Annotated in this window: 27 protein-coding genes; 15 read left to right on the forward strand and 12 right to left on the reverse strand. The window is 52.7% G+C overall.

Annotated features, from left to right (window positions below; genetic code table 11):
- The 6 genes from EYZ66_RS10790 to zapE all read right to left on the reverse strand — a co-directional run bounded on the left by EYZ66_RS10790 (position 1) and on the right by zapE (position 5,681).
- Positions 1-627, reverse strand: a complete 627-nt coding sequence (locus tag EYZ66_RS10790; protein WP_083814367.1) for a glutathione S-transferase N-terminal domain-containing protein — start codon at positions 625-627, stop codon at positions 1-3.
- Positions 628-682: 55 nt separating this feature from the next.
- Positions 683-2,722: a ubiquinol-cytochrome c reductase gene (locus EYZ66_RS10795; RefSeq protein WP_009575659.1), complete on the reverse strand. Its 2,040-nt coding sequence runs from the start codon at positions 2,720-2,722 to the stop codon at positions 683-685.
- Positions 2,722-3,318 (reverse strand): ubiquinol-cytochrome c reductase iron-sulfur subunit, encoded by a 597-nt coding sequence (gene petA, locus EYZ66_RS10800; RefSeq protein WP_009575658.1) that lies wholly within the window; start codon positions 3,316-3,318, stop codon positions 2,722-2,724. Before petA ends, EYZ66_RS10795 begins: the two co-directional genes overlap by 1 nt.
- Positions 3,319-3,547: 229 nt before the next feature.
- Complete coding sequence (gene rpsI / locus EYZ66_RS10805) at positions 3,548-3,940, reverse strand: 30S ribosomal protein S9 (RefSeq protein ID WP_009575657.1); 393 nt, start codon at positions 3,938-3,940, stop codon at positions 3,548-3,550.
- Positions 3,941-3,955: 15 nt separating this feature from the next.
- On the reverse strand, positions 3,956-4,384 hold the full coding sequence (rplM, locus tag EYZ66_RS10810) for a 50S ribosomal protein L13 (RefSeq protein ID WP_009575656.1): 429 nt from the start codon (positions 4,382-4,384) through the stop codon (positions 3,956-3,958).
- 202 nt (positions 4,385-4,586) lie between these two features.
- Positions 4,587-5,681, reverse strand: a complete 1,095-nt coding sequence (gene zapE / locus EYZ66_RS10815) for a cell division protein ZapE (protein WP_160195671.1) — start codon at positions 5,679-5,681, stop codon at positions 4,587-4,589.
- A gap of 131 nt (positions 5,682-5,812) precedes the next feature.
- Here zapE and EYZ66_RS10820 point away from each other — a divergent pair, with 131 nt between their 5' ends.
- Complete coding sequence (locus EYZ66_RS10820; RefSeq protein ID WP_009577409.1) at positions 5,813-6,274, forward strand: Z-ring associated ZapG family protein; 462 nt, start codon at positions 5,813-5,815, stop codon at positions 6,272-6,274.
- Here the strand turns inward: EYZ66_RS10820 and EYZ66_RS10825 are convergent.
- Positions 6,271-7,035 carry a Nif3-like dinuclear metal center hexameric protein gene (locus tag EYZ66_RS10825; protein WP_009577408.1) on the reverse strand — a complete coding sequence of 255 codons (765 nt, stop codon included), beginning with the start codon at positions 7,033-7,035 and terminating at the stop codon, positions 6,271-6,273. The genes EYZ66_RS10820 and EYZ66_RS10825 overlap by 4 nt on opposite strands.
- A gap of 55 nt (positions 7,036-7,090) precedes the next feature.
- On the opposite strand from EYZ66_RS10825, the gene EYZ66_RS10830 reads away from it, so the two are divergent.
- Complete coding sequence (locus tag EYZ66_RS10830) at positions 7,091-8,191, forward strand: S1C family serine protease (protein ID WP_009577407.1); 1,101 nt, start codon at positions 7,091-7,093, stop codon at positions 8,189-8,191.
- Here EYZ66_RS10830 and hisD read toward each other — a convergent pair.
- The 5 genes from hisD to EYZ66_RS10855 are packed head-to-tail and all read right to left on the reverse strand — an operon-like array spanning position 8,182 to position 12,386.
- Positions 8,182-9,501: a histidinol dehydrogenase gene (hisD, locus tag EYZ66_RS10835; RefSeq protein WP_009577406.1), complete on the reverse strand. Its 1,320-nt coding sequence runs from the start codon at positions 9,499-9,501 to the stop codon at positions 8,182-8,184. The genes EYZ66_RS10830 and hisD overlap by 10 nt on opposite strands.
- On the reverse strand, positions 9,494-10,132 hold the full coding sequence (gene hisG / locus EYZ66_RS10840; RefSeq protein WP_009577405.1) for an ATP phosphoribosyltransferase: 639 nt from the start codon (positions 10,130-10,132) through the stop codon (positions 9,494-9,496). Before hisG ends, hisD begins: the two co-directional genes overlap by 8 nt.
- Before the next feature lie 12 nt (positions 10,133-10,144).
- The gene (gene murA / locus EYZ66_RS10845) at positions 10,145-11,407 is read right to left on the reverse strand and encodes a UDP-N-acetylglucosamine 1-carboxyvinyltransferase (protein ID WP_009577404.1); all 1,263 of its coding nucleotides are present in this window, start codon (positions 11,405-11,407) and stop codon (positions 10,145-10,147) included.
- A 27-nt stretch (positions 11,408-11,434) separates the two neighbouring features.
- Complete coding sequence (locus EYZ66_RS10850; RefSeq protein ID WP_009577403.1) at positions 11,435-11,668, reverse strand: BolA family protein; 234 nt, start codon at positions 11,666-11,668, stop codon at positions 11,435-11,437.
- 4 nt (positions 11,669-11,672) lie between these two features.
- A complete protein-coding gene (locus EYZ66_RS10855) occupies positions 11,673-12,386 on the reverse strand; it encodes an MlaC/ttg2D family ABC transporter substrate-binding protein (RefSeq protein ID WP_009577402.1) in 714 nt (237 codons plus the stop codon).
- 142 nt (positions 12,387-12,528) lie between these two features.
- Between EYZ66_RS10855 and EYZ66_RS10860 the strand changes: the two genes are divergently transcribed.
- From EYZ66_RS10860 to yjgA, 13 genes are all read left to right on the forward strand, one after another.
- Complete coding sequence (locus tag EYZ66_RS10860; protein ID WP_009577401.1) at positions 12,529-13,506, forward strand: calcium/sodium antiporter; 978 nt, start codon at positions 12,529-12,531, stop codon at positions 13,504-13,506.
- Positions 13,507-13,515: 9 nt separating this feature from the next.
- On the forward strand, positions 13,516-14,490 hold the full coding sequence (locus EYZ66_RS10865) for a KpsF/GutQ family sugar-phosphate isomerase (protein ID WP_009577400.1): 975 nt from the start codon (positions 13,516-13,518) through the stop codon (positions 14,488-14,490).
- Positions 14,487-14,996, forward strand: coding sequence for a KdsC family phosphatase (locus EYZ66_RS10870; RefSeq protein ID WP_009577399.1), 510 nt, complete (start codon positions 14,487-14,489; stop codon positions 14,994-14,996). The genes EYZ66_RS10865 and EYZ66_RS10870 overlap by 4 nt, the downstream gene beginning before the upstream one ends.
- On the forward strand, positions 14,996-15,547 hold the full coding sequence (gene lptC / locus EYZ66_RS10875) for an LPS export ABC transporter periplasmic protein LptC (protein WP_009577398.1): 552 nt from the start codon (positions 14,996-14,998) through the stop codon (positions 15,545-15,547). The genes EYZ66_RS10870 and lptC overlap by 1 nt, the downstream gene beginning before the upstream one ends.
- Positions 15,528-16,028 (forward strand): lipopolysaccharide transport periplasmic protein LptA, encoded by a 501-nt coding sequence (lptA, locus tag EYZ66_RS10880; RefSeq protein ID WP_009577397.1) that lies wholly within the window; start codon positions 15,528-15,530, stop codon positions 16,026-16,028. Before lptC ends, lptA begins: the two co-directional genes overlap by 20 nt.
- Positions 16,028-16,753 carry an LPS export ABC transporter ATP-binding protein gene (gene lptB / locus EYZ66_RS10885; protein WP_009577396.1) on the forward strand — a complete coding sequence of 242 codons (726 nt, stop codon included), beginning with the start codon at positions 16,028-16,030 and terminating at the stop codon, positions 16,751-16,753. The genes lptA and lptB overlap by 1 nt, the downstream gene beginning before the upstream one ends.
- Before the next feature lie 92 nt (positions 16,754-16,845).
- Positions 16,846-18,321, forward strand: coding sequence for an RNA polymerase factor sigma-54 (locus tag EYZ66_RS10890; RefSeq protein WP_160195672.1), 1,476 nt, complete (start codon positions 16,846-16,848; stop codon positions 18,319-18,321).
- A gap of 54 nt (positions 18,322-18,375) precedes the next feature.
- Positions 18,376-18,663 carry a ribosome hibernation-promoting factor, HPF/YfiA family gene (gene hpf, locus EYZ66_RS10895; RefSeq protein WP_009576650.1) on the forward strand — a complete coding sequence of 96 codons (288 nt, stop codon included), beginning with the start codon at positions 18,376-18,378 and terminating at the stop codon, positions 18,661-18,663.
- Positions 18,664-18,670: 7 nt separating this feature from the next.
- A complete protein-coding gene (locus EYZ66_RS10900; protein WP_040817154.1) occupies positions 18,671-19,138 on the forward strand; it encodes a PTS sugar transporter subunit IIA in 468 nt (155 codons plus the stop codon).
- Complete coding sequence (gene rapZ, locus EYZ66_RS10905; protein ID WP_009576652.1) at positions 19,135-20,010, forward strand: RNase adapter RapZ; 876 nt, start codon at positions 19,135-19,137, stop codon at positions 20,008-20,010. Before EYZ66_RS10900 ends, rapZ begins: the two co-directional genes overlap by 4 nt.
- Before the next feature lie 9 nt (positions 20,011-20,019).
- Entirely contained in the window at positions 20,020-20,292 is a 273-nt protein-coding gene (locus EYZ66_RS10910) for an HPr family phosphocarrier protein (protein WP_009576653.1), read from the forward strand.
- An 82-nt stretch (positions 20,293-20,374) separates the two neighbouring features.
- Positions 20,375-21,733 carry a magnesium transporter gene (gene mgtE / locus EYZ66_RS10915; protein WP_009576654.1) on the forward strand — a complete coding sequence of 453 codons (1,359 nt, stop codon included), beginning with the start codon at positions 20,375-20,377 and terminating at the stop codon, positions 21,731-21,733.
- The gene (yjgA, locus tag EYZ66_RS10920; protein ID WP_009576655.1) at positions 21,723-22,235 is read left to right on the forward strand and encodes a ribosome biogenesis factor YjgA; all 513 of its coding nucleotides are present in this window, start codon (positions 21,723-21,725) and stop codon (positions 22,233-22,235) included. Before mgtE ends, yjgA begins: the two co-directional genes overlap by 11 nt.
- The last annotated feature ends 2 nt before the right edge of the window (positions 22,236-22,237 follow it).

The following is a 22,237-nucleotide window of genomic DNA, read 5'->3' on the forward strand; positions in this document are numbered from 1 at the left end:
TTAGCGCATCTCGCGCTCTTGGGGCGATAAGGACTCTTGGAACGCTTCTCGATCAAACAATGAATCCATGTAAGTGAACAAGGGCTTCGTTTGTCGAGTCATTTTCAGATCGATGCCGTATGACGGCAAACGCCACAAGATGGGGGCCAAACAGCAGTCCACCAAGGTGAATTCATCACTCATGAAGAAGGGCTTTTCTGCGAAGATCGGCGCAATTCCTGTAAAGCTATCACCCAGTTCTTTGGCCGCTTTCGCCTTCGCTGGCTCTGAACCATTCTCGATTTTGTCCACCAGCGAGCACCAATCGCGCTCAATACGGTGCATGTACAGGCGGCTTTCAGCACGCGCTACCGGATAAACAGGTAGCAGAGGAGGATGAGGAAAACGTTCGTCCAGGTATTCCATCATGACTTTCGATTCATAAAGCACCAATTCGCGATCCACCAAAGTGGGCAACGAATTGTACGGATTCAAATCCGCAAGCTCTGCCGGAGGGTTCTGCGCATCGACTTCAACCAAATCAACAGTAACCCCCTTCTCAGCCAAAACAATCCGCACGCGATGGCTGTAGTGGCAAGTACTATCAGAGAAAAAAGTCATTGAAGACCGCTTTGTAACGATACCCATGTGTTACCCTCAGTAAGAAGAAGGGGCAGAGCGAGAACATCTACCCCAAAAATATTTAATGAACGTCTTTCCAGTATTCGCGGTTAAGCAACCACGCCAATACGAAGAATAAAACGATAAACATCAAAGTGAATAAACCAATGCGATGGCGTTTTTCAGTCACTGGATCAGCGCTGTAAGACAGGAAGTTAACTAAGTCATAAATAGCCGCATCGAATTCGGCTGTCGTCATCGCTCCAGCTTGTTTGACCTCTAAACGACCACAAGGCACATCTAAAATATCTTCGCCTGTCAGCGGATCGCGTTTCACACCGCCATTGGCAGCATGACCAGGACCCATTGCACACTCTGGCATGCCCTGCAAATCCATCAGAACATGCGGCATACCGACGTCTTTGAATACTTTGTTATTCACGCCGTAAGGACGCGAAGGGTCTGCATAAAAGGTACGCAAGTAGGTGTATAACCACTCAGGCTGGCGCGCGCGCGAAATTAACGTCAAATCAGGAGGCGTCGCACCAAACCACTGCTTCGCAAGCTGCTTATCCATGGCGTTGTTCATTAAGGCGCCCATTTTGACGTCGGTGTCAAACTTCAGGTTAGCCTCGAACAGATCTTCAGGAATCCCTAAGTCGGCTGCAACGCGGTTGTAGCGCTGGTACTGCAATGAGTGGCAACCAAAGCAGTAGTTCATGAACATTTGAGCGCCGCTTTGCAATGACGCCTTATTGCTGTGATCCACTGTAATCTCGTCACAGGGAATGCTACCACAAGCGTACTCAGACTCTGCGCCAACGGCCTTTAACGGTAATACGGTGAGCACCGCGATTACCGCAGCAGCGCCAAGCACACCCATCGCACTCAAACCACCGTCCATGGTCACGCGCTCGGGCACAGGCTTGGTTTTATCCATAGAAGACCAAATCGGCATCGCCAGGAAAAAGAAGAAGTAGAACACTGAGCAAATCTGAGCCAACAGTGTGCGCTCAGGCGTTGGCGCTTTCACACCTAACACACCTAAGATCAAAAACGAAGCAACGAATAATGTCAGCATAACCTTGGTAATGTTGCCTTTATAGCGCCAGCTTTTCACGGGCGAACGGTCTAACCATGGCAACAAGAAAGGAATAGCAACAGACGCCGCAAAGGCGACAAAGCCCCAGAACTTATCCGGAACCGCACGCAACACCGAGTAAAAAGGTGTGAAGTACCATACCGGCGCGATGTGCGCAGGCGTTTTTAGTGCGTTAGCTTCTTCGAAGTTCGCGTACTCGAGGAAAAATCCGCCCATCTCTGGCATAAAGAAGATCACGCCGCAGAAGATGAATAAGAAAACGCCCAGTCCCTGTAAATCGTGCACTGAGTAATACGGATGGAACGCGATCCCGTCTAAAGGTACGCCGTTTTCGTCTTTGTACTTCTTGATATCCACGCCGTCGGGGTTGTTAGAACCAACCTCATGCAGCGCCAACAGGTGCAACACCACGAGCGCCAGGAGTACGATTGGCAAAGCCACGACATGAAGCGCAAAGAAACGGTTCAAGGTGATACCTGAAATCAGGAAGTCGCCACGAATCCAAGTAACAAGATCTTCACCGACAACAGGGATCGCCCCAAACAGCGAGATAATTACCTGGGCACCCCAGTAGGACATTTGCCCCCAAGGCAACACGTAACCCACAAAAGCCTCAGCCATCAGCACAACGAAAATCAGCATTCCGAAAATCCAGATTAGCTCTCGAGGCTTTTGATACGATCCGTACAACAAAGCACGAAACATGTGCAGATACACCACCACGAAAAACGCAGAGGCACCGGTTGAATGCATGTAGCGAATTAACCAGCCAAACTCGACGTCACGCATGATGTATTCAACGGAAGCAAAGGCGCCCTCAGAACTGGGGGTATAGCTCATCGTCAGCCAAATGCCCGTAAGTAACTGGTTGACAAGCACCACCAGTGACAAAAAGCCAAAGAAGTACCAGAAGTTAAAGTTCTTGGGCGCGTAGTATTTGCCCATGTGCGTATTCCACGCGCGCATAATGGGGAGTCGAGCATCGACCCAATCGCGCAAACCTACTAAAGCCTTAATCATTACGCCGCCTCCGCATCGATGCCAATAACAAGAACCCGATCGGATTCAAAAGAGTAAGGAGGTACCACCAAGTTAGTGGAAGCGGGAACGCCTGCATATACGCGTCCCGACAGATCAAACTTTGAACCGTGACAAGGGCAGAAAAACCCGCCCAGCCAAGCATCGCCACCCAGATCGGCAGCGCCGACTTCTGGGCGATACTTTGGAGCACAACCTAGGTGCGTACACAAGCCTTCTACTACGAGCAGCTCCGGACGCAAGGCACGATCCACACCTGAGATGTAGGTCGGCTGCTGCGAAATTGCTGAATCCGGATCCTTCAGGTCGTCGTTGAGCCTGGGTAAATTATCCAGCATCTCTTGAGTTCGGTTCACTACATACACCGGCTTCCCGCGCCACTCAACCACGATCATCTGGCCCGGCTCGAGCTTGGAAATATCCGCCTTGACTGGCGCGCCAGCGGCTTTTGCCTTCGCAGACGGCTGCCAAGAACCCAAAAACGGAGTCGCAATACCGACCGCACCCGCAACGCCTACGACGCTGGTTGCAGTGGTCAGAAAACGACGCCGACCTGTGTTTAAAGTTTCATCAGACATGTTGTACTCCACCCCGGCTGATTAAGGCAATTCACCCGCCCCAATCGCGCGCGAAATCGCCTGCCCAAAAATGAATGGAATGGTAAAGAGTTTGCCCGCGAGATACAAGCCGAATCACGATTTGACGCACTTTTTTTGAGGATAAATGTGATCCAAAACAAGGTGTTAGTTAGAAACGCAAAAAAGCCCGTGGGTTGCGCCACGGGCTTCTTCGAAAAGGCAAAAAATCTTAACGCTTGCTGAACTGAGGGCGCTTGCGCGCTTTGCGCAGGCCGACTTTTTTACGCTCAACTTCACGAGCATCCCGGGTCACGTAACCGGCTTTACGTAGTGCACCACGCAGAGTCTCGTCGTACTCCATCAGCGCACGGGTAATACCGTGACGGATAGCGCCCGCTTGGCCAAAGCTTCCACCGCCGACAACGGTCACATTCACGTTGAAACGATCTGCCATGTCAACCAACTCCAAAGGCTGACGGACAATCATACGTGCAACTTCGCGGCCGAAGTACACATCAATCGGGCGGTCATTGACGGTGATAGCACCCTCGCCTTGGGTTAAAAATACGCGCGCCGTAGAGGTTTTACGTCGGCCCGTGCCGTAATACTGAGCTGCTGCCATAATCGTCACGCTTCCTTAAATTTCTAAAGTTTCTGGCTGCTGTGCCGCATGAGGGTGATCGTTACCCGCGTACACTTTCAGCTTTTTGAACATGGCTCGACCCAAAGGATTGCGAGGCAACATACCTTTAACGGCACGTTGCAAAACACGCTCTGGCGCACGTTCGATCAATTTCTCAAACGAGTAAGACTTCAGGCCACCGGGGTAACCCGTGTGGTGGTGATACATCTTATCGGTTGTTTTTGCGCCAGTCACCTTCACCTTCTCGCAGTTCACAACCACAATGTAGTCGCCCGTGTCGGTATGAGGGGTATATTCTGGCTTGTGCTTGCCACGCAAACGGTGAGCAATCTCGCTCGCCAAACGTCCAAGCGTTTTATCGGTGGCGTCTACAACAAACCATTCCTGGTTCACTTCGCCACTTTTTGCACTGTAAGTTTTCATGTTGACTTGGCCTTGTAGGGCTAAATTTAAAGAGCGCGAATACTACTCAATCGACCCAGGCTTTTCAAGCAGTATTTTCACCATTTTCGCGCTTCGTGAAAAACACCCGAGGACTGGCATTTATTCACTGCACAATGGCCGTATTCCAACAAAACCTCCCGGCAGCCAGCATCGCGATAGCGGCGCTAAAATCAGAGCTCGCCTACGCCTTATGAGCGCTGGCCAAATATTCCTCCGACTGCATTTCCTGCAAGCGAGAATACGTTCGGTCGAACTCAAAACTTAATCGTGACCCTCGATACAATTCGAGCAAAGGCGCTTGTGCACTGAGAATGAGCTTCACACCCCGATCATAAAATTCGTCCACCAAATTGATAAATCGCCGCGCCTGATCATCGTTCGAGCCGCTGAACACCGGGACCTGCTGCAGCAGCACAGTGTGGTAAACCCGCGACAGCTCAATGTAATCGTTTTGCGACCTCGGACCATCGCAAAGCGCAGCAAAATCAAACCAGACGACATCATCCGCCACTGCGTTCGCCTGTAACTGCCTATTGTTGACTTCAATAAAACACTGCGTAATCTCAGCCTGAGGCACTAAAGATTGAAACATAGTCCGCAACGCCTCGGCGGCTACTTCGTTATGTGGCGTGTGATACAAGGGCAAGGTTTGTAACGTACGGAGCCTGTAGTCAACACCCGAGTCCAGATTAAAGACCTGCGTATAGCGTTGCAACATGCCAATTGCGGGCAAAAACCGCTGGCGCTGCAAACCATCCTTGTACAAATTTTCAGGTACGATATTGGAGGTAGCCACCAAGGTAATACCTCGTTCAAACAGGGCCTCCATCAAGCCCCCTAGAATCATCGCATCACCAATATCCGTGACAAAAAACTCGTCAAAACAAAGCACTGTTGCTTGCGCTGCAATACCATCGGCGACTGCCAACAAAGGGTTCTTCTCGCCCTGCAAGCGACGCAAATCGCTGTGCACTCGATACATGAAACGGTGAAAATGCACTCGCAGAACCAAGTCTGACGGCAACGCATCAGTGAAAAGATCGAGCAGATGTGTTTTTCCACGCCCGACGCCACCCCAAAAATAGAGACCCACCTCGGGTTCGCGCTTGCGCTTCCAGCTGAAAATCGAGCGTTTACGCTGCGCTCTCGCCAACACCCGATGGTACAAATCATCGAGCAGAGCGGCCGCCTCAGCCTGAGCTTGATCAGGCATGAGCAAGCCCGATGCCAGCTGCTGCTGATATCGCGCTAATGGACTTGTGCCCGCCTCGCTCATCGTGGATTCACCTCTTCAATTTCGCGCTGAACTCTAGCGGTCTAGATCAAAAGTCGCAAGTAATGCACAGGATAAATCGTACAGCTACCGCCAGTTTCAGGCTATACTAGTCTCAAGAAGAGGATTTTAACGTGATCGAACTGACATCTGTGACACTGCTCATTGCCGGCCTATTAATCGCGGCGGTGGCATTTTTAGGCGGCTGGTTACTTGGACAACGCGGCGTCGCGACCAACGACTCGCGCGAGCAAGAGCTTGAAGAAACTATCAGCGTACTCAAACACAAACACGAGCAGTATCAACACAGTGTCCACACACACTTCGCACAGACCGCAGAGCTGGTGGGCCAATTGACGCAAGACTACCGAAAAGTCTACGAACACCTGTCTGAAGGCGCAGCGACCTTGTGCGACCAAAACCAGTTACCACAAACCCTAGTGCAGGCCATCGAGGCCGATCAGAACCGTGAAATTGACCCCAACCAAACACGGGCCCCGCTGGACTATGCACCCAAATCGTCACCCGATGAGCCTGGCATGCTAAACGAGCGCTACGGCTTAGAGACGCCAGCGTTCAAGGAGCAGCGACATTAAGCTGGGTTTGGAATATCGATAAACCGATGCTCCAACCCAAATTCACGCTCAAGCCATGCACCTACGGCCTGCACACCGCCGCGTTCGGTTGCGTGATGCCCTGCTGCAAAGTAATGGATTGTTTGCTCGCGCGCTGAGTGTGTTGTTTTCTCTGAAATCTCACCGCTAATGTAAGCGTCCAAGCCAAGCACCGCAGCTTGATCAATAAAACCCTGCGCGCCGCCCGTGCACCACCCAAAACGCTGCACCAAGGCGTCGTCAGCCGCCACCCAAACACAGGATCGGTCCAGGGCGAGCTCAATCCCTCGGTGCAATACCTGAGCCTCACATGGCTGCTCAAACACACCCTGCCATATCGGTTGATCAACACTGCCGGGGGACACTGTAAACGGCGGCAAATAGTCCTGAAGGCAGCAACCTAGCGTCGTATTATTTCCCAGCTCAAAGTGGTAATCTAACGGCAAGTGGTAAGCCAGCATATTCAGGTCGGCCGCTAACAAGGCCGCCAAACGCTGTCGCTTCATACCCACTACCGGCTCAAATTCACCTTTCCAAAAATACCCATGGTGCACCAGCAAGGCATCTGCCTGCCAAGCAATGGCCTCATCAATGGCAGCTTGGCATGCTGTAACGGCTGTGGCGACACGCTGGATGTTCGGCCGCCCCTCTACCTGTAAACCATTAGGACAATAATCCGATATCGATTTCGCGCTTAACAATTCATCCAAAGCGGCTACCAGTGCAGCTCGTTCGATAGACATATGAACTCTCCAATCAGATTGCGTATACTGAGCGCATTACATTGGGTAAAAAACTATGCAACGCATTTTGTCACAATGGCTGTGGCCATCAATAGCTGGGCTTGCGATTGCACTGCTGGTGCTAGAGTATACCGGTTGGCGCTCCAACAGTCCGCAACCCGCCGAGCGGATGACCAGTTACGCCACAGCCGTCGCAACAGCGACACCCTCTGTCGTCAACATTTACACCGCCAAGGTCGTGAATGAGGCGCCCAGTCAGAGAAACAACCGCTTCAATCAACTTAACCGCGGCTCCAACCAACAGCGCGTCGAGCGCTCGCTCGGATCGGGCGTCATACTCTCAGAAGACGGTATTATCTTAACGAATCGTCACGTCATTGCCGGCGCGGACGCCATACAAGTTTTACTCAATGACAATCGCAACGCGCGCGCCGAAATACTGGGAGCTGACCCAGCCACCGACCTCGCCGTACTCAAGATAGACCTAGATCATTTAAGCCCCGCTATCATTGGCGACTCAAACGCAGCCCGTGTGGGCGATGTCGTCCTCGCCATTGGCAACCCGCTGGGCTTTGGCAGCTCAGTGACGCAAGGCATCATTTCTGCCTTGGGGCGCTATGGATTCCAAGGTGGTGCTTATTATGAAGATTACATCCAAACCGACGCCACGATTCACATGGGGAACTCGGGCGGGGCGCTGATCAATACCAAAGGTGAACTGTTGGGCATCAATTCCCTGATTTACACTGGCGGTAATACCGCTAATGCCAGTGCGGGCATTGGAATAAGTCTCGCCGTCCCGATCAATCTTGCGACGTTTGTGGCGCAGGACCTCATTGACTACGGCCAAGTCATTCGCGGCTGGATGGGTGTTAGCGTACAACCCTTCATCCCAGACACAAGTCAACCCAACGTCGGTGCCTTGCTGGTGACTCAGACAGTCGCGAATGGTCCCGCCGATCGGGCCGGAATAAAACCCGGCGATATTATTACCGCCATTAACGACGAGCCGGTGACCGATGGACGCATTGCCATGCACCGCATCGCGTTATTGCGCCCCGGAGATATCATCAGCGTGACGCTGGTGGACGAGAGTGACAACACACAAAATCTGAACGTGGTGCTTGGCTCGCTCCAGCAAGCACCTCAAAGCTGAGGGGGCTCGTCTCCCTTAAAGCGCATTTCTGCACTCCGTGCATGGGCCGTCAGGCCCTCGGCACGCGCGAGCATGGAAGTACACTCACCTAAGCGCTGACCAGCGTGGGCCGCGACTTTGATAATCGATGAGCGCTTCTCAAAGTCGTATACGCCAAGGGGCGAGCTAAAGCGTGCCGTGCCGGAGGTCGGCAGCACGTGATTCGGCCCCGCACAGTAGTCACCCAGTGATTCCGTCGCATAGGCGCCTAAAAAGACAGCGCCAGCATGCTTGATCTCTTCCAGCAAGGCCTCAGGATCCGCTACCGCCAGCTCCAGATGCTCAGGTGCTAGGCGGTTGCTCACAGCGGCGGCATCTGCCAAATCCCTCGTCGCAATCAGCGCACTGCGCCCCTCCAGTGCGGCAGCAATAATTGCCTGACGCTCCAGGGTTGGCAGTAGGCGAGCAATACTGCCCTGTACTTGCTCCAAAAATTGAGTATCAGGACATAACACCAGCGCTTGGGCCATTTCGTCGTGTTCACACTGCGCGAACATGTCCATGGCGATCCAGTCTGGATCAACGCTACCGTCAGTAATGATCAACACCTCTGATGGCCCCGCGATCATATCGATACCCACTTGCCCGTAGACTGCTCGCTTAGCCGCAGCAACGTAGGCATTACCAGGGCCCACGATCTTATCGACCGCTTGAATACTCTCGGTGCCATACGCCAACGCGGCCACGGCTTGTGCACCACCTATCGTGATGACCTCGTCGACACCCGCCAAATAGGCAGCTGCAAGGACCCAATCGTTAATTTCGCCTCTCGGCGACGGCGACACCATCACTATACGCTCAACACCGGCCACTTTTGCCGGAATGGTGTTCATTAACACCGAGGAGGGGTACGAGGCCTTTCCACCTGGCACATACACGCCGACAGAGTCCAGCGGCGATACGCGCTGACCCAGGGTGTTACCCAGAGCATCGGTAACACGCCAACTGTCTTGCTTTTGATGCTGATGAAACCACTCGATGCGCTGGGCTGCCAGAGATAGCTGCTCGTAGCCCCCCTCAGGTAGTCGAGCAACCGCCGCTTGTAGCTCATCAATGGAAACCCGCAATTCCTCGATAGACTCGATCTCGCGAGCATCAAATTTCCGAGTTAACTCTACGACTGCGGCATCCCCCGCAGAGCGCACTTTGCCGATAATGGCATCCGTGGCCTCAATGACGCTCTGATTCAAGGCGCCTTGAGCATCACAGATCGCCGCGAGCCGCGCATCAAAATCGGCGTCTGTCGTTGCAAGTTGTCGAATTCTAGTCACAGCCTACCTCGCTAGGAAGCGCCTCTTTCAGGCGATCGATCAAACCACTCACTTGCGCATGGTGCGAGCGCATAGCCGCTTTGTTTACGATCAGCCGCGAACTGATATCGGCAATGGTCTCTTTCGGAGCCATCCCGTTAGCGCGTAAGGTATTGCCGGTATCGACAATATCCACAATCTCGTCGGCTAAATTCATTAGGGGCGCCAATTCCATCGCACCATACAACTTTATCAGTTCAACCTGCACTCCGCGCTCAGCGTAAAAATTCCGCGCCACATTCACGAACTTAGTGGCCACTCGCAGCTTTCCATTAGCGGGTTTGGCGTCAAGAGCGGAGGCAGTCATTAATCGGCATTTGGCGATACCCAGATCCAGTGGTTCGTAAACGCCTTCCGCGCCGTGCTCAAGCAAGACATCTTTGCCGACCACGCCTACTTGCGCCGCGCCATAGCGAACGTAGGTCGGCACGTCAGTTCCGCGAATAACCACCAGAGAAACTCCAGCCATAGTCGTCGGGAAAATTAATTTGCGGCTACTGTGCACGTCTTCTAGCGGCTCAATGCCTGCGTGCGCCAACAGAGGCAGCGTCTCTTTCAGGATTCGGCCCTTGGTGAGCGCGATAGTCAGCATGATACTTCCTTGTTAACTGTGTAGACGACGAATATCAGCGCCTAAGGACTGCAAGCGCTCTTCAATACACTCGTAACCACGATCAATGTGATAGATGCGATCAACCAAGGTCTCGCCCTGTGCCACCAAGCCAGCAATGACTAAACTCGCCGAGGCCCGAAGGTCACTGGCCATGACCGGCGCCCCGGCCAGCTGCCGCTGCCCCTCGATGACGGCCGTGTTCCCCTCAATTTTAATTTTTGCACCCATGCGATTCATTTCGTGGGTTTGAATCAGGCGGTTTTCAAACACCGTTTCCACCACCGTCGACACACCGTCTGCCACGGCATTCATTGCCGTGAACTGAGCCTGCATATCCGTTGGAAAACCGGGGTAAGGCGCCGTTTTTAAACTCACGGGCTTCGGGCGACGCCCTGCCATATCCAGCTTGATGACATCACCATCTACCTGGATGTCTGCACCTGCATCGGTGAGTTTTTGCAAAATAACGTCCATAGAATCAGGTTCGGCACCCCGTAGCGTGATCGAGCCTCCGGTTGCCGCTGCAGCCACCAGATAGGTCCCGCTCTCGATGCGGTCGGGCATAACAGAATATTCGCAATGACCCAGCCGCTCGACGCCCTCGATCACCACTCGATCAGAACCATACCCAGTAATTTTTGCTCCCATGGCGTTCAAGAATTTGGCTAAATCGACCACTTCCGGCTCGCGTGCCGCGTTATCCAGCACGGTTCGCCCCTCCGCGAGCGCCGCGGCCATCATTAAATTCTCGGTGCCACCGACGGTCACGGTCTCCATGACAATGTGTGCGCCTTTTAAACGCCCTTGCGTGCGCGCATGAATGTAGCCACCATCAACCTCTATCGTTGCGCCCATCGCCTCAAGACCTTTTAAATGCAGGTCAACGGGGCGACTGCCAATGGCGCAGCCGCCGGGAAAAGACACGTGCGCTTCACCGAAACGTGCCACCAAAGGCCCCAAGACCAAAATCGAGGCGCGCATGGTTTTCACCAAGTCATAATCCGCTTGATAATTCGTAATGGTATTGGCATCCACCTCTACGCCCAAGCGTTCATCGATAATGACTTCAACACCGAGGCAACCCAGCAATTCCAGCATGGTTGTGACATCGTGCAGATGCGGCAAATTGCGCACCACCACGGATTCGCTACACAAGAGCGTTGCCGCGAGAATAGGGAGCGCAGCATTTTTTGCGCCCGAGACCTTGAGCTCACCGTGCAGCGGCTTGCCACCACGGATCAGTAGTTTATCCAATGCATACCCCGCTTCGCTCGCGCACGATCACGCCTCAGCCTCAGCTGGCGTTTTGGCCCGAATATTAACCGCATGAATGGTTCCGGCAGCAATTAAGTCCGCAACTACCGCGTAGACCAACTGTTGACGCTTCACCGCTCGCAAACCTTCAAACTCAGCACCCACCGCATGAATGGTGTAATGGCCACCCTGTTCCGTGACCGTTACATCGCACTCTGGCAGACCCGCCGCCACAATATCTTCTAAAGTCTGAGCATCCACAGAGCTACCCCTCTTTACCCCAGTTGTCGATAACACTTTGAACTACCTGCTCAAAACAGGCTGAGTCGTTGGACTCACACTTCAAAGAGCGCGCGTATTTTTTTGCCGCACTGTCAAATTGCGAGCGATAGATATCACCCAAATTCACGTCTTCGATGATCACGTTCACTAATTGCCAGTTCCCATCTTTGGACTGTCGCATTTTATACTCAACCAGATAAGGCTCATCGTTGGCACGCGTTATCTTTTGATACACCGACTCGATGCTTCCCGACTCCGCGCCTTCAGGTTTGACCACCTCGATCTCAGCCTGGGCAAACGCGATGAGACCTTTTGCGTAGGTCTCGACTAAGTTTTGGCTCATGACTTCGGTAAAGGCCTCAAGCTGGTCGCGCAAAGTAGCTCGTCCCTCATCAGTCAAAGACATGTAATAACGCTTAGAGGCAAAATTCCCCATTACCGCACGCGAAAACCCACGGTAATCAACGACATCGTCCATCACGCCTCGCAAAGCGTCGATGTACGAGGTCAAGCCTTCCTCGGAAGAATCGTCAGCCGTGGCCAATACATCTATCACGCGTTCGGTGGTATTGAAAACAGTGTCGTAGGCACTCATCGACGGCGCCTCACTCTTCGCTTCTTGCGCTTGAGCAGGTACACCTAGGCTTGCGATTAATACGCCCGTGGCGAACAACAAAACACTCATTCGAGCAATCATTTTTACTCCTTTTCCTCCCAAATACACGGTAGGGCTTCGCTTGGTTGATGTTGGCTGTATAATGCGCGCCAACGGTGCGCGAGTATACCCGATGTTGGGTGTGCTGAGGGCATTATAACAGCTACTTACAGGCGATTTCTCTATGCTAGTAAACATTGCCGCCATATTGGTTGGATTCCTAATTCTTATCTGGAGTTCCGATCAATTTGTCGAAGGTGCTGCATCTATCGCGAAAAAGATGGGTGTTTCTCAGATTATTATCGGCATGACCATCGTCTCGATTGGCACCTCTGCACCTGAAATAGTGGTTTCTGTTATCGCAGCGCTCGACGGCGCTGGCAATCTAGCCGTTGGCAACGCACTGGGATCGAACATCGCAAATATTGGCCTCGTCCTTGGCGCAACCTTGCTCGCGGCTCCTCTGGTGCTACGAGACAGCTACTTAAAAAACGAAGTGCCGATTTTGGTGGGCGTCACCTTGCTAGGCGCGCTGTTGCTGAGCGATGGCGTCCTCAACCGTTTGGACGGCGTTATCTTGCTTGCTTGTCTGGTTGCCATTCTCGCTAAAATGATACGTGACGAAAGCCGCGACCAAGTTCTGCGAGAGCAAGCCGAAGAGGAACACATAGCAGAACTCGGTGCCTCCTACGCCTGGCTTCGATTTGTTGGAGGCGCACTGCTATTAATAGCCAGCTCGCGTCTGCTCGTATGGGGCGCGGTCAATGTTGCGCAAACTTTGGGCATATCAGAATTAATTATCGGTCTGACGATTATTGCTATCGGCACTAGCCTACCCGAGTTGGCCGCGTCGATTGTCAGCGCACGTAAGGGACATGCGGAAATTGCCCTGGGCAATGTACTGGGTTCTAACTTATTTAATTTGCTGGCGGTGCTTCCCATACCCGGCTTAATCGCACCGCTTGTGCTAGATAGCAGCGTCCTGAGCCGCGACTACCCAATCATGACAGCGCTGACGCTGTTACTGGGTGTCGCCATGATTCTCGCGTACCGACGGGTCAAGTCACACAGTAGACCCGCCAGTTTAGGCCGCAAATGGGGAGCGTTTTTGCTAATTTGTTGTCTTTGCTACTACACTCTCATTACTTTGACGATAGGTTAAGCGCTCATAATGACTTTAGACCCGACGGCAGCCCTCACGGCCGCCAAGCGAACATTTAAAATGGAAGCCGAGGCGGTTGCCAACCTCGCTCAAAAGCTGGACCAACAATTTCCCAAAGCCTGCGAGCTAATGCTGGCCAGCACTGGCCGAATTATCGTCACAGGCATGGGAAAATCTGGCCACATTGCTCGCAAGATTGCGGCGACCCTAGCAAGCACTGGCACACCCGCGCATTTCGTGCACCCAGGCGAAGCAAGCCACGGGGATATGGGCATGATCACAGCGCAGGACGTTGTCGTTGCTTTGTCCAACAGCGGCACTGCCGTCGAAATACTGACGCTACTCCCCTTACTCAAACGTCTAGGGGTGCCCTTAATCGCTATGACCGGCAACCCAGACTCAGCGCTTGCCCTGGCGTCTGACGCACACCTTGACACGGGTGTAGAAACCGAGGCTTGCCCACTCGATTTGGCACCAACCTCCAGCACCACGACTGCCTTGGTGATGGGCGACGCGCTCGCCATTGCCCTGCTTGAAGCACGGGGCTTCACGGCCGAGGATTTTGCATTTTCACATCCCGGCGGCAAGCTTGGCCGCAAACTTTTGCTCAAAGTCGCAGACGTCATGCGTGAAGGCTATGCGATACCCAGAGTAAACTCCGCCACCAAGCTCATTGATGCGCTCCTAGAAATCAGCCAGAAAGGTTTGGGGATGACCACGGTGATCGATCAAGACGACGTTCTGCTCGGGCTGTTCACCGATGGTGACTTGCGCCGCACCCTCGACAAAGGGCTGGATGTGACATCGACTCCCATACGAGAAGTCATGACCACGGGCGCTAAAACCATTGGTGCCAATCATCTTGCCGCTGAGGCTCTGAACATCATGGAACAGAACAAAATCTCAGCGCTGGTTGTCGCCGAGGGCAACTCCGTGCGAGGCGTCATTCATTTGATGGATTTGCTGCGCGAGGGTATCGCATGACCCCGTTCAAGGACCTACAAGCCTTAGCGCTTGACGTTGATGGCGTGCTAAGCGATGGCCGCTTGTATTACGGCAACAACGGTGAAGAGCTCAAAACCTTTAACATCCGCGATGGCCTGGGCATTAAACTCCTGCAACAAGCGGGCATTACCGTTGCTATTATTACCGGCCGCACCTCCAGTATCGTCGCCCGGCGCGCGCAAGAACTGGGCATTGAGCATATTATTCAAGGCCGCGAAGATAAGCTCTCTGCACTGCGTGAACTCTGCGCACAACTTGACTTAACGATAGAGCACGTTGCTTACATGGGGGATGACTTACCCGACCGTAAAGCAATTATCGCGGCAGGTCTCGGCGCGACCGTGGCCGACGGGTCTGACGATGTAAAGGCCGTCGCTGATTGGTGTAGCACCAAAGCTGGCGGCGCTGGCGCCGTGCGTGATTTAGCCGAGATTTGGCTTAAAACCGTCGGCTTGTGGGACCAACTTGTAGAGCAACAAGCCTAGTGACTCGCAAGCGCATACAAACCATTGTTCTCTGCGTTGCCGCCGCAATAGCTTGGCAATTCTACGACGACATTGACATGCGTGATGCTCCGCCAGAACTCCCACGCGATATGCTGCAAACCTACCTCAAAAATAGCGAGACCGTGCGCTTTGATACCAACGGACAGGCTAAAGACAGTGTCGGAGCGGAGGAAATTCGCTACTTCACGGGGGTCGCGCGAGGAGAACTCACCAACGCTAGCATATCCAGAACATTAACGCTCAGTGAGAGCTGGTCAGCGAGTGCCATGCGAGGCACCGTTTTTGAAGATAATCAAACCGTTGAATTGCAGGGCCAGGTTGTTCTAAACCACGACTCGAACGACATTCAACTGACCACCGATCGGCTTCGACTCGACTTAGTAAAAGACATTGCGTCCACCGACGCAATTGTTACACTGGCTCACCATGGCGCCACAACCCAATCAGAGGGCCTGACTGCTGACCTAAAACAACAGTCCTTCCACTTCACGCACAAGGTGACTTCTGTTTATGCTCCGCTCGAACCGTAACATCCTGGGTCTCCTTCTCATCGTGCTCAGCCCATGGGTTTTAGCGCAATCAGCACAGGATCCGATTCGTATCAGCGCCGACGAAGCGACACGATCTGAGCTCGAGGGCATTACACGCTACTTAGGCAACGTCGTTCTCGTGCAGGGCACCATTACAATTACTGCTAGCTCTCTGGAAATTGATCAAGCGAACCCGGAAGAAATCAAAATCATCGCGACAGGCTCACCCGCGACGTTTGTGCAGCCAATGGTTGGCGCGGAACCTGCCATTGACGCGAAGGCTCAGACAATTCGCTACGAACAGGTCGCGCGCAAGGTCATTCTCGAACAAGATGCTCGCATTCAGCGCGGTGAATCCATTATTCGCGGGCCTCTTATCGAATATTTTATAGACGAAAAGCGCGTCCAAGCGGGTCAAGATGCCAACCAGCCCAAGAGCCGCGTTGAAGTTGTCATTCCGCCCTCAGGTAGTACACCCTGATGGCCCTATTAAGAGCGCAACATCTGGCCAAAGCCTATAAAGGACGAAGCGTCGTCAAGGACGTGTCGCTACAAGTGAACAGCGGCGAAATCGTAGGCCTTTTGGGTCCGAACGGGGCCGGCAAGACAACCTGTTTTTACATGATTGTCGGCATTGTACCTGCCGATGCGGGCGCTATCAGCATCGATGATCACGACCTGACCAAACTCGCGCTACACCAGCGCGCGCAGGTGGGCCTCGGCTACTTACCCCAAGAAGCATCGGTGTTCAGACGCTTGAGCGTGCGGGACAATATTTTGGCAATACTGGAAACACGCAAAGAACTGGGCCATAAAGCCAAAGCATTTTTGTGCGACCAGTTGATCGATGAATTCCGCTTACACGCCGTACAAGATACCCTAGGGCAAGCGCTGTCGGGCGGCGAACGCCGGCGCGTCGAAATCGCGAGGGCCTTAGCGCTGGAGCCAAAATTCATTCTGCTTGACGAGCCTTTTGCGGGTGTCGACCCGATTTCAGTCAACGACATTAAAGACGTCGTGCGCAGTGTAGCCGAGCGGAATATCGGTGTGCTCATCACGGATCATAACGTGCGAGAAACGCTAGATCTTTGCAGTTCAGCGTACATCGTTGGTGAAGGTCACATCATCGCCGAAGGTGGTGCCGACGCCATCTTATCCAACCAACGCGTTCGCGATATCTATCTCGGCGAGCACTTCACTTTATAGCCAGCAATAAATCACAGCAAAAACCGCGCCAACACTTGTCGTTAAGGTGCGCATAAGGCTACACTCCTCTTCTACCTCAGTGGATTTTTGGCATGAAGCAGTCGTTACAGCTAAAACTCGGTCAACAGTTAACCATGACCCCGCAGCTGCAGCAGGCCATCAAGTTATTACAGCTCTCCACCCTCGATTTACAGCTCGAAATTCAACAAGCAATAGAGTCCAATCCACTGCTAGAACTCGAAGAAGAGTTCGCCGACGATGCACAGATACTTGATGCTCGAAGCCGTGAAGGCCCAATGGACAACATTGAAGACGCGGCTGCAGAAACGCCCAGCGGTAAGGAAGATTGGGATCAATCCATTCCCGATGAACTCCCGGTAGACACTCAATGGGATGATCTACTGCCCTCTTCGTCAAGCCCACCACCAGCGACCAATGACGACGACCTAGAGTTCGATTACGCCCAACAAGGTGCGGCTGAGACGACCCTGCAAGAACACCTCTTGTGGCAATTAAACTTAACGCACTGGTCAGACATTGATCGCATGATTGCGGTCACCATTATTGACTACACGGACGATAACGGACGCTTGACGGCCGACCTGGAAGAAATTTACGAGGTCGTTGCCGAAGAAGGTGATATCGACTTCGACGAGGTCGTTGCCGTATTGCACGGTTTACAGCAGTTTGAGCCCACCGGGGTTTTTGCGAGAGACCTCCAGGAATGCCTGCAATTACAGCTTCGACAACTGCCCGCTGACACTCCGAATCGCGATACCGCGAATCTACTCCTGACCCGTTACATGGCCCAGTTCGGCGCCGGCGATTTCAAGCAAATCATGCGCCGAGCTCGCCTAACAGAAGATGACTTAAAAGCGGCGATCGGTCTGATACAAACGCTCGACCCCAACCCTGGCCACACCTATCATTCGGCATCGACTGAGTACGCAATACCCGACGTATTCGTGAGTAAAAAGCAGGACCGATGGGTGGTTGAGCTCAATCCCGATATTGCACCAAAGCTGCGTATTAATGACACCTATGCCAGCATGATTCAGCGCGCAGACAACAGTGACCAAAACAACTACCTGCGCGACAATTTGCAAGAAGCCCGTTGGTTTTTAAAGAGCCTGCTCAGTCGCAATGAAACTCTGATGAAAGTGGCAACGAAAATTGTCGAACACCAGCGAGGCTTTCTAGAGGAAGGCGAAATTGCAATGCGCCCGCTCATCTTGAGCGAAATCGCAGAGCAGGTAGAAATGCACGAATCGACAATTTCACGCGCAACCACCAACAAGTACATGCACACACCGCGAGGCGTGTTCGAGCTGAAGTACTTTTTCTCTAGCCACGTACGCAACGACGATGGCAGCGAGCATTCTTCGACCGCGATCCAAGCAATCATAAAGCGCTTGGTCTCCGAGGAAAGTCCCAGAAAGCCCCTGAGCGACTCAAAAATCGTGACATTGCTAGCATCAGAAGGCATCACTGTTGCTCGAAGAACCGTCGCCAAATACAGAGATATTTTGCACATCCCACCGTCAAACGAGCGCAAACGCCTTGTTTGAGGTAGTATGAAATCGAGGACTCGTTCCTCTTGCTATTTGAATAAGGAGTAGTTTATGCAATTGACTGTAAGCGGACATCACGTTGACGTTACCGATGCTTTGCGCAACTATGTCGCCAATAAGTTTGAGCGCCTAGAACGCCACAGTGATCACATCACCAAGGTCGACGTCACCCTGATTGTTGAAAAAGCGGCACAAAAAGCCGAGGCCTCAATTCACGTAGCGGGTGCTGATTTGTTCGCCGCCTCTGAGGCGGAAGATATGTATGCTGCTATCGATTTATTGGCCGACAAGCTCGATCGTCAAGTCATCAAGCACAAGCAGAAAGCCAGGGGGCACTGATCAGCCAATGTCTGGCATACTCACCCATTTACTATCCACTCATCGACTGGACACCCATCTTGAGGTGTCCAGCAAAAAACGCTTGTTTGAAGAAATCGCTGAGCGAATTCAGCACGATTACCCCGAGATTACCGCGCGATCAACGTTCAATCGCCTACTCGCCCGCGAAAAACTCGGTAGTACCGGATTAGGACAGGGCATCGCTATTCCTCATGCGCGCCTAGAGGGTGCACCTGAAATCATTGGTGTATTCTTCACCCTAAGCCAAGGCATCGAGTTCGATGCACCCGATGATCAGAATGTCGACTTAGTCTTCGCCTTGTTAGTCCCCGAGAATGAGGAACAAGAGCACTTGACTACGCTGGCAACCCTGGCTGGGCTGTTCCAAAACCCCAATTTCTGCCGTGATATTAGAGCGGCTCGTACGGCCGAGGCACTGCTCAAAGCCCTGAAAACGTGGGAAGCAAACACGTGAACAACTGCCCTTTAGTGATTATTAGCGGTCGCTCAGGCTCGGGTAAAAGTACCGCCCTACATCTGCTTGAAGACGAGGGGTTTTACTGTATAGATAACTTGCCTTTAGGGCTGTTGGAGCAGCTTCTACAGGAAATCGAAAGCGATCACTTTGCTCACTTCAAAGGTGTCGCGGTATGCATTGACTCGCGCAACGCCTGGACGAATGTGGGGGATCTTAGCAACATTTTAGCCGCCATCCCCGAGCGCACTCAGGGCAGTATTTTATATTTAGATGCCCTCGACCCTATACTAATTACGCGCTATAGCGAGACCCGACGCCGCCATCCGCTCACCAATCAGCGCACCACCTTATCAGACGCCATTGCGCAAGAGCGTGAACTGCTAGAACCCGTGCTCGAGGCTGCGTCTATTGTGGTGGATACCAGCGAAATGACCATTTACGAATTGCGTGACACCATTCGTCAACGACTTTTAGGGGCAAAAAAAGGCGAGTTGTCCATACTGTTCCAATCGTTTGGGTTTAAAAAAGGCATCCCCTCAGACGCCGATTTGGTCTTTGACGTCCGAATGCTGCCCAATCCGCACTGGATTAAAGAACTACGACTTCTTAACGGTACCGACCAAGGAGTTGTCGATTTTTTAAGCCAGCAGGAATCAACACAACGTTTATTCGATGACATTCGTTCCTTCGTCGAGCGCTGGCTACCGTCGTATAGTGAGAGCAATCGGAGCTATGTCACGGTGGCTATCGGATGCACCGGCGGCCAACACCGTTCGGTGTTCATGGCGCAGCAACTCTTCCAACACTTCAGCGCCAGCCTGTCGAATATTCACGTACGTCACCGCGAATTACTATCGCGCGAGGAATAAGGCCTAGCGATGATCGAAGCACAAATTGAAATCATTAACAAATTGGGCTTACACGCACGAGCGGCAGCGAAGTTCATTGCGTGTACGGGACAATTCGGTTCGGCCTGTCGAGTAGGCAAAGACCCCAAGAGCTTGGTGGATGGCAAAAGCATCATGGCTGTTATGATGCTCGCCGCTGCGAAAGGCACCGTTTTACATGTCTGCATCGAAGGGAAAGATGAAGCAGAGGCGTGGGAAGCCCTCAAAACACTCATTAACAAACGCTTTGATGAAGGCGAATAATTCCGCTGCTCGCTCAATAATTTCCTCAGTGAGGTTTTGCTAAATCTGGTATCCTAGTCCGCAGTAGATAGGAAGCCCGCACATGAGCTCAAAACTCACCTCCATTGCCCACGATAAGCTCGAGTCGTTACTGAACTCGCGCGACAGTGCGCGCATTGCCGACGTGAGTAGCATGCTCAATGACATGCCCCCGGCAGATGTCGCCCACCTGATCGAATCGTCGACACCGAAACTTCGACACATTCTGTGGCAACTCGTCGACACCGAGATTGAAGGTGAAGTCATCGGCGAACTGAGCGAGGAACTGCAGAGTTTATTCCTCGCCGAGATGGATGCCGCCGAGGTTGCGGTAATGACCGAGGGGATGGCGGACGACGACATCGCCGATATTCTGCAGCAATTACCGGGCGCCGTCACGCAAGAAGTGTTGGCGTCAATGGACCAGCAGGATCGAGCGCGTATCGAGCGGGTCTTGACCTATTCAGAGGATACAGCGGGTGGTTTGATGACCACCGATGCCATTACCATTCGGGCGCGCGTCACAATGGATGTGGTCCTGCGTTACCTTCGGCGCCATTCCGAAATCCCGTCCATGACCGACAGTCTGATCGTGGTGAACAGCCAAGATCAATACATCGGTTTGCTGCCTTTGCGCACCCTATTGGTCTCTGATCCCTCGGCATCGGTGCGCGAAATGATGATTACCGACATCGATCCTATCCCCGCCAACATGCCCGATACTGAAGTGGCTCGCTTATTCGAGCGCAACGACTGGGTATCGGCGCCGGTGGTCGATGAAAACCGCAAACTCCTAGGACGCATCACGATCGACGACGTCGTCGACGTGATCCGTGAAGATGCTGACCATTCGTTTATGTCAATGGCGGGTCTGGACGAAGAACAAGACACCTTCGCACCGATTCTTCGCACCACTCCGCGACGTGCTTTGTGGCTAGGCATTAATTTATTAACGGCCTTTGTCGCCGCGAGTGTGATTAATTTATTTCAAGAAACCATCGAAAAGGTCGTCGCGTTAGCGGTGCTTATGCCCATCGTAGCCTCCATGGGTGGCATCGCCGGCACTCAAACCCTAACGGTTTTGGTTCGTGGTATCGCGGTGGGGCAGATTTCTCGTAGCAACCAAGGCTGGCTGATCAATCGAGAATTAGCTGTCGGCATGATTAATGGTTTTCTCTGGGCCGCAGTCGTTGGCGTCGCAGCTTCTTTGTGGTTCAACGACTGGACTTTGTCCCTAGTCATCGCCATCGCATTAATCATTAACCTAATCACGGCCGCGCTGACGGGGGCAACACTGCCTTTATTTTTAAACCGCATTGGTATCGATCCTGCGCTCGCCGGCGGCGTTATTCTGACGACCGTTACTGACGTTGTGGGTTTTTTGTCATTTCTAGGATTAGCGACACTATTTTATGCAAGATGAAGAGTGGGATGACTGGGATGACCTGCCCCCCAGTAAAAGCGCGGTGAAACGACAACTGGCCGAGCTTACGGACCTCGCAAGAGTGCTGGTTGAACTGCCACAAAAACGTCTTGATCAAATTCCCATCGAAGACGAAACCTTGCAAGAGGGTATTGAGCTCGCGCGGAGAATTACCGCGAATAGCGGTCGTAAACGACAGATTCAATTCTTGGGCAAGCGCTTAAGAAGCCTCGATACTACCGCAATTATGGCAGCGCTAAATCGTGAACACGAAACCGATAAAGAAGCTGCTCACAAACATCACATGGCTGAGCGTTGGCGAGACGACATTATGGCTGATGGCATGAATGCGATTAACGCATTTGTCGGCGAATTCCAACACGCCGAACGCAGTCAGCTTCGCGGCTTGTGGCAACAAGCGCAAAAAGAACGAAGCAAAGGGGCGCCACCGGCGTCCTATCGAAAATTGTATAAAGCTATTTTCTCAGCACTCGACGCATAAAA

The sequence above is a fragment of the Aequoribacter fuscus genome (assembly GCF_009910365.1).
GTDB classification, from domain to species: domain Bacteria; phylum Pseudomonadota; class Gammaproteobacteria; order Pseudomonadales; family Halieaceae; genus Aequoribacter; species Aequoribacter fuscus.

What these genes read in the sequence shown, in the direction of transcription:
- EYZ66_RS10790 (WP_083814367.1), bottom strand. Translation starts at nt 627, where the DNA reads ATGGGTATCGTTACAAAGCGGTCTTCAATGACTTTTTTCTCTGATAGT.
- EYZ66_RS10795 (WP_009575659.1), bottom strand. Translation starts at nt 2,722, where the DNA reads ATGATTAAGGCTTTAGTAGGTTTGCGCGATTGGGTCGATGCTCGACTC.
- petA (WP_009575658.1), bottom strand. Translation starts at nt 3,318, where the DNA reads ATGTCTGATGAAACTTTAAACACAGGTCGGCGTCGTTTTCTGACCACT.
- rpsI (WP_009575657.1), bottom strand. Translation starts at nt 3,940, where the DNA reads ATGGCAGCAGCTCAGTATTACGGCACGGGCCGACGTAAAACCTCTACG.
- rplM (WP_009575656.1), bottom strand. Translation starts at nt 4,384, where the DNA reads ATGAAAACTTACAGTGCAAAAAGTGGCGAAGTGAACCAGGAATGGTTT.
- zapE (WP_160195671.1), bottom strand. Translation starts at nt 5,681, where the DNA reads ATGAGCGAGGCGGGCACAAGTCCATTAGCGCGATATCAGCAGCAGCTG.
- EYZ66_RS10825 (WP_009577408.1), bottom strand. Translation starts at nt 7,035, where the DNA reads ATGTCTATCGAACGAGCTGCACTGGTAGCCGCTTTGGATGAATTGTTA.
- EYZ66_RS10830 (WP_009577407.1), top strand. Translation starts at nt 7,091, where the DNA reads ATGCAACGCATTTTGTCACAATGGCTGTGGCCATCAATAGCTGGGCTT.
- hisG (WP_009577405.1), bottom strand. Translation starts at nt 10,132, where the DNA reads ATGCTGACTATCGCGCTCACCAAGGGCCGAATCCTGAAAGAGACGCTG.
- EYZ66_RS10855 (WP_009577402.1), bottom strand. Translation starts at nt 12,386, where the DNA reads ATGATTGCTCGAATGAGTGTTTTGTTGTTCGCCACGGGCGTATTAATC.
- EYZ66_RS10860 (WP_009577401.1), top strand. Translation starts at nt 12,529, where the DNA reads ATGCTAGTAAACATTGCCGCCATATTGGTTGGATTCCTAATTCTTATC.
- EYZ66_RS10865 (WP_009577400.1), top strand. Translation starts at nt 13,516, where the DNA reads ATGACTTTAGACCCGACGGCAGCCCTCACGGCCGCCAAGCGAACATTT.
- EYZ66_RS10870 (WP_009577399.1), top strand. Translation starts at nt 14,487, where the DNA reads ATGACCCCGTTCAAGGACCTACAAGCCTTAGCGCTTGACGTTGATGGC.
- lptA (WP_009577397.1), top strand. Translation starts at nt 15,528, where the DNA reads ATGCTCCGCTCGAACCGTAACATCCTGGGTCTCCTTCTCATCGTGCTC.
- lptB (WP_009577396.1), top strand. Translation starts at nt 16,028, where the DNA reads ATGGCCCTATTAAGAGCGCAACATCTGGCCAAAGCCTATAAAGGACGA.
- EYZ66_RS10890 (WP_160195672.1), top strand. Translation starts at nt 16,846, where the DNA reads ATGAAGCAGTCGTTACAGCTAAAACTCGGTCAACAGTTAACCATGACC.
- hpf (WP_009576650.1), top strand. Translation starts at nt 18,376, where the DNA reads ATGCAATTGACTGTAAGCGGACATCACGTTGACGTTACCGATGCTTTG.
- EYZ66_RS10900 (WP_040817154.1), top strand. Translation starts at nt 18,671, where the DNA reads ATGTCTGGCATACTCACCCATTTACTATCCACTCATCGACTGGACACC.
- EYZ66_RS10910 (WP_009576653.1), top strand. Translation starts at nt 20,020, where the DNA reads ATGATCGAAGCACAAATTGAAATCATTAACAAATTGGGCTTACACGCA.
- mgtE (WP_009576654.1), top strand. Translation starts at nt 20,375, where the DNA reads ATGAGCTCAAAACTCACCTCCATTGCCCACGATAAGCTCGAGTCGTTA.
- yjgA (WP_009576655.1), top strand. Translation starts at nt 21,723, where the DNA reads ATGCAAGATGAAGAGTGGGATGACTGGGATGACCTGCCCCCCAGTAAA.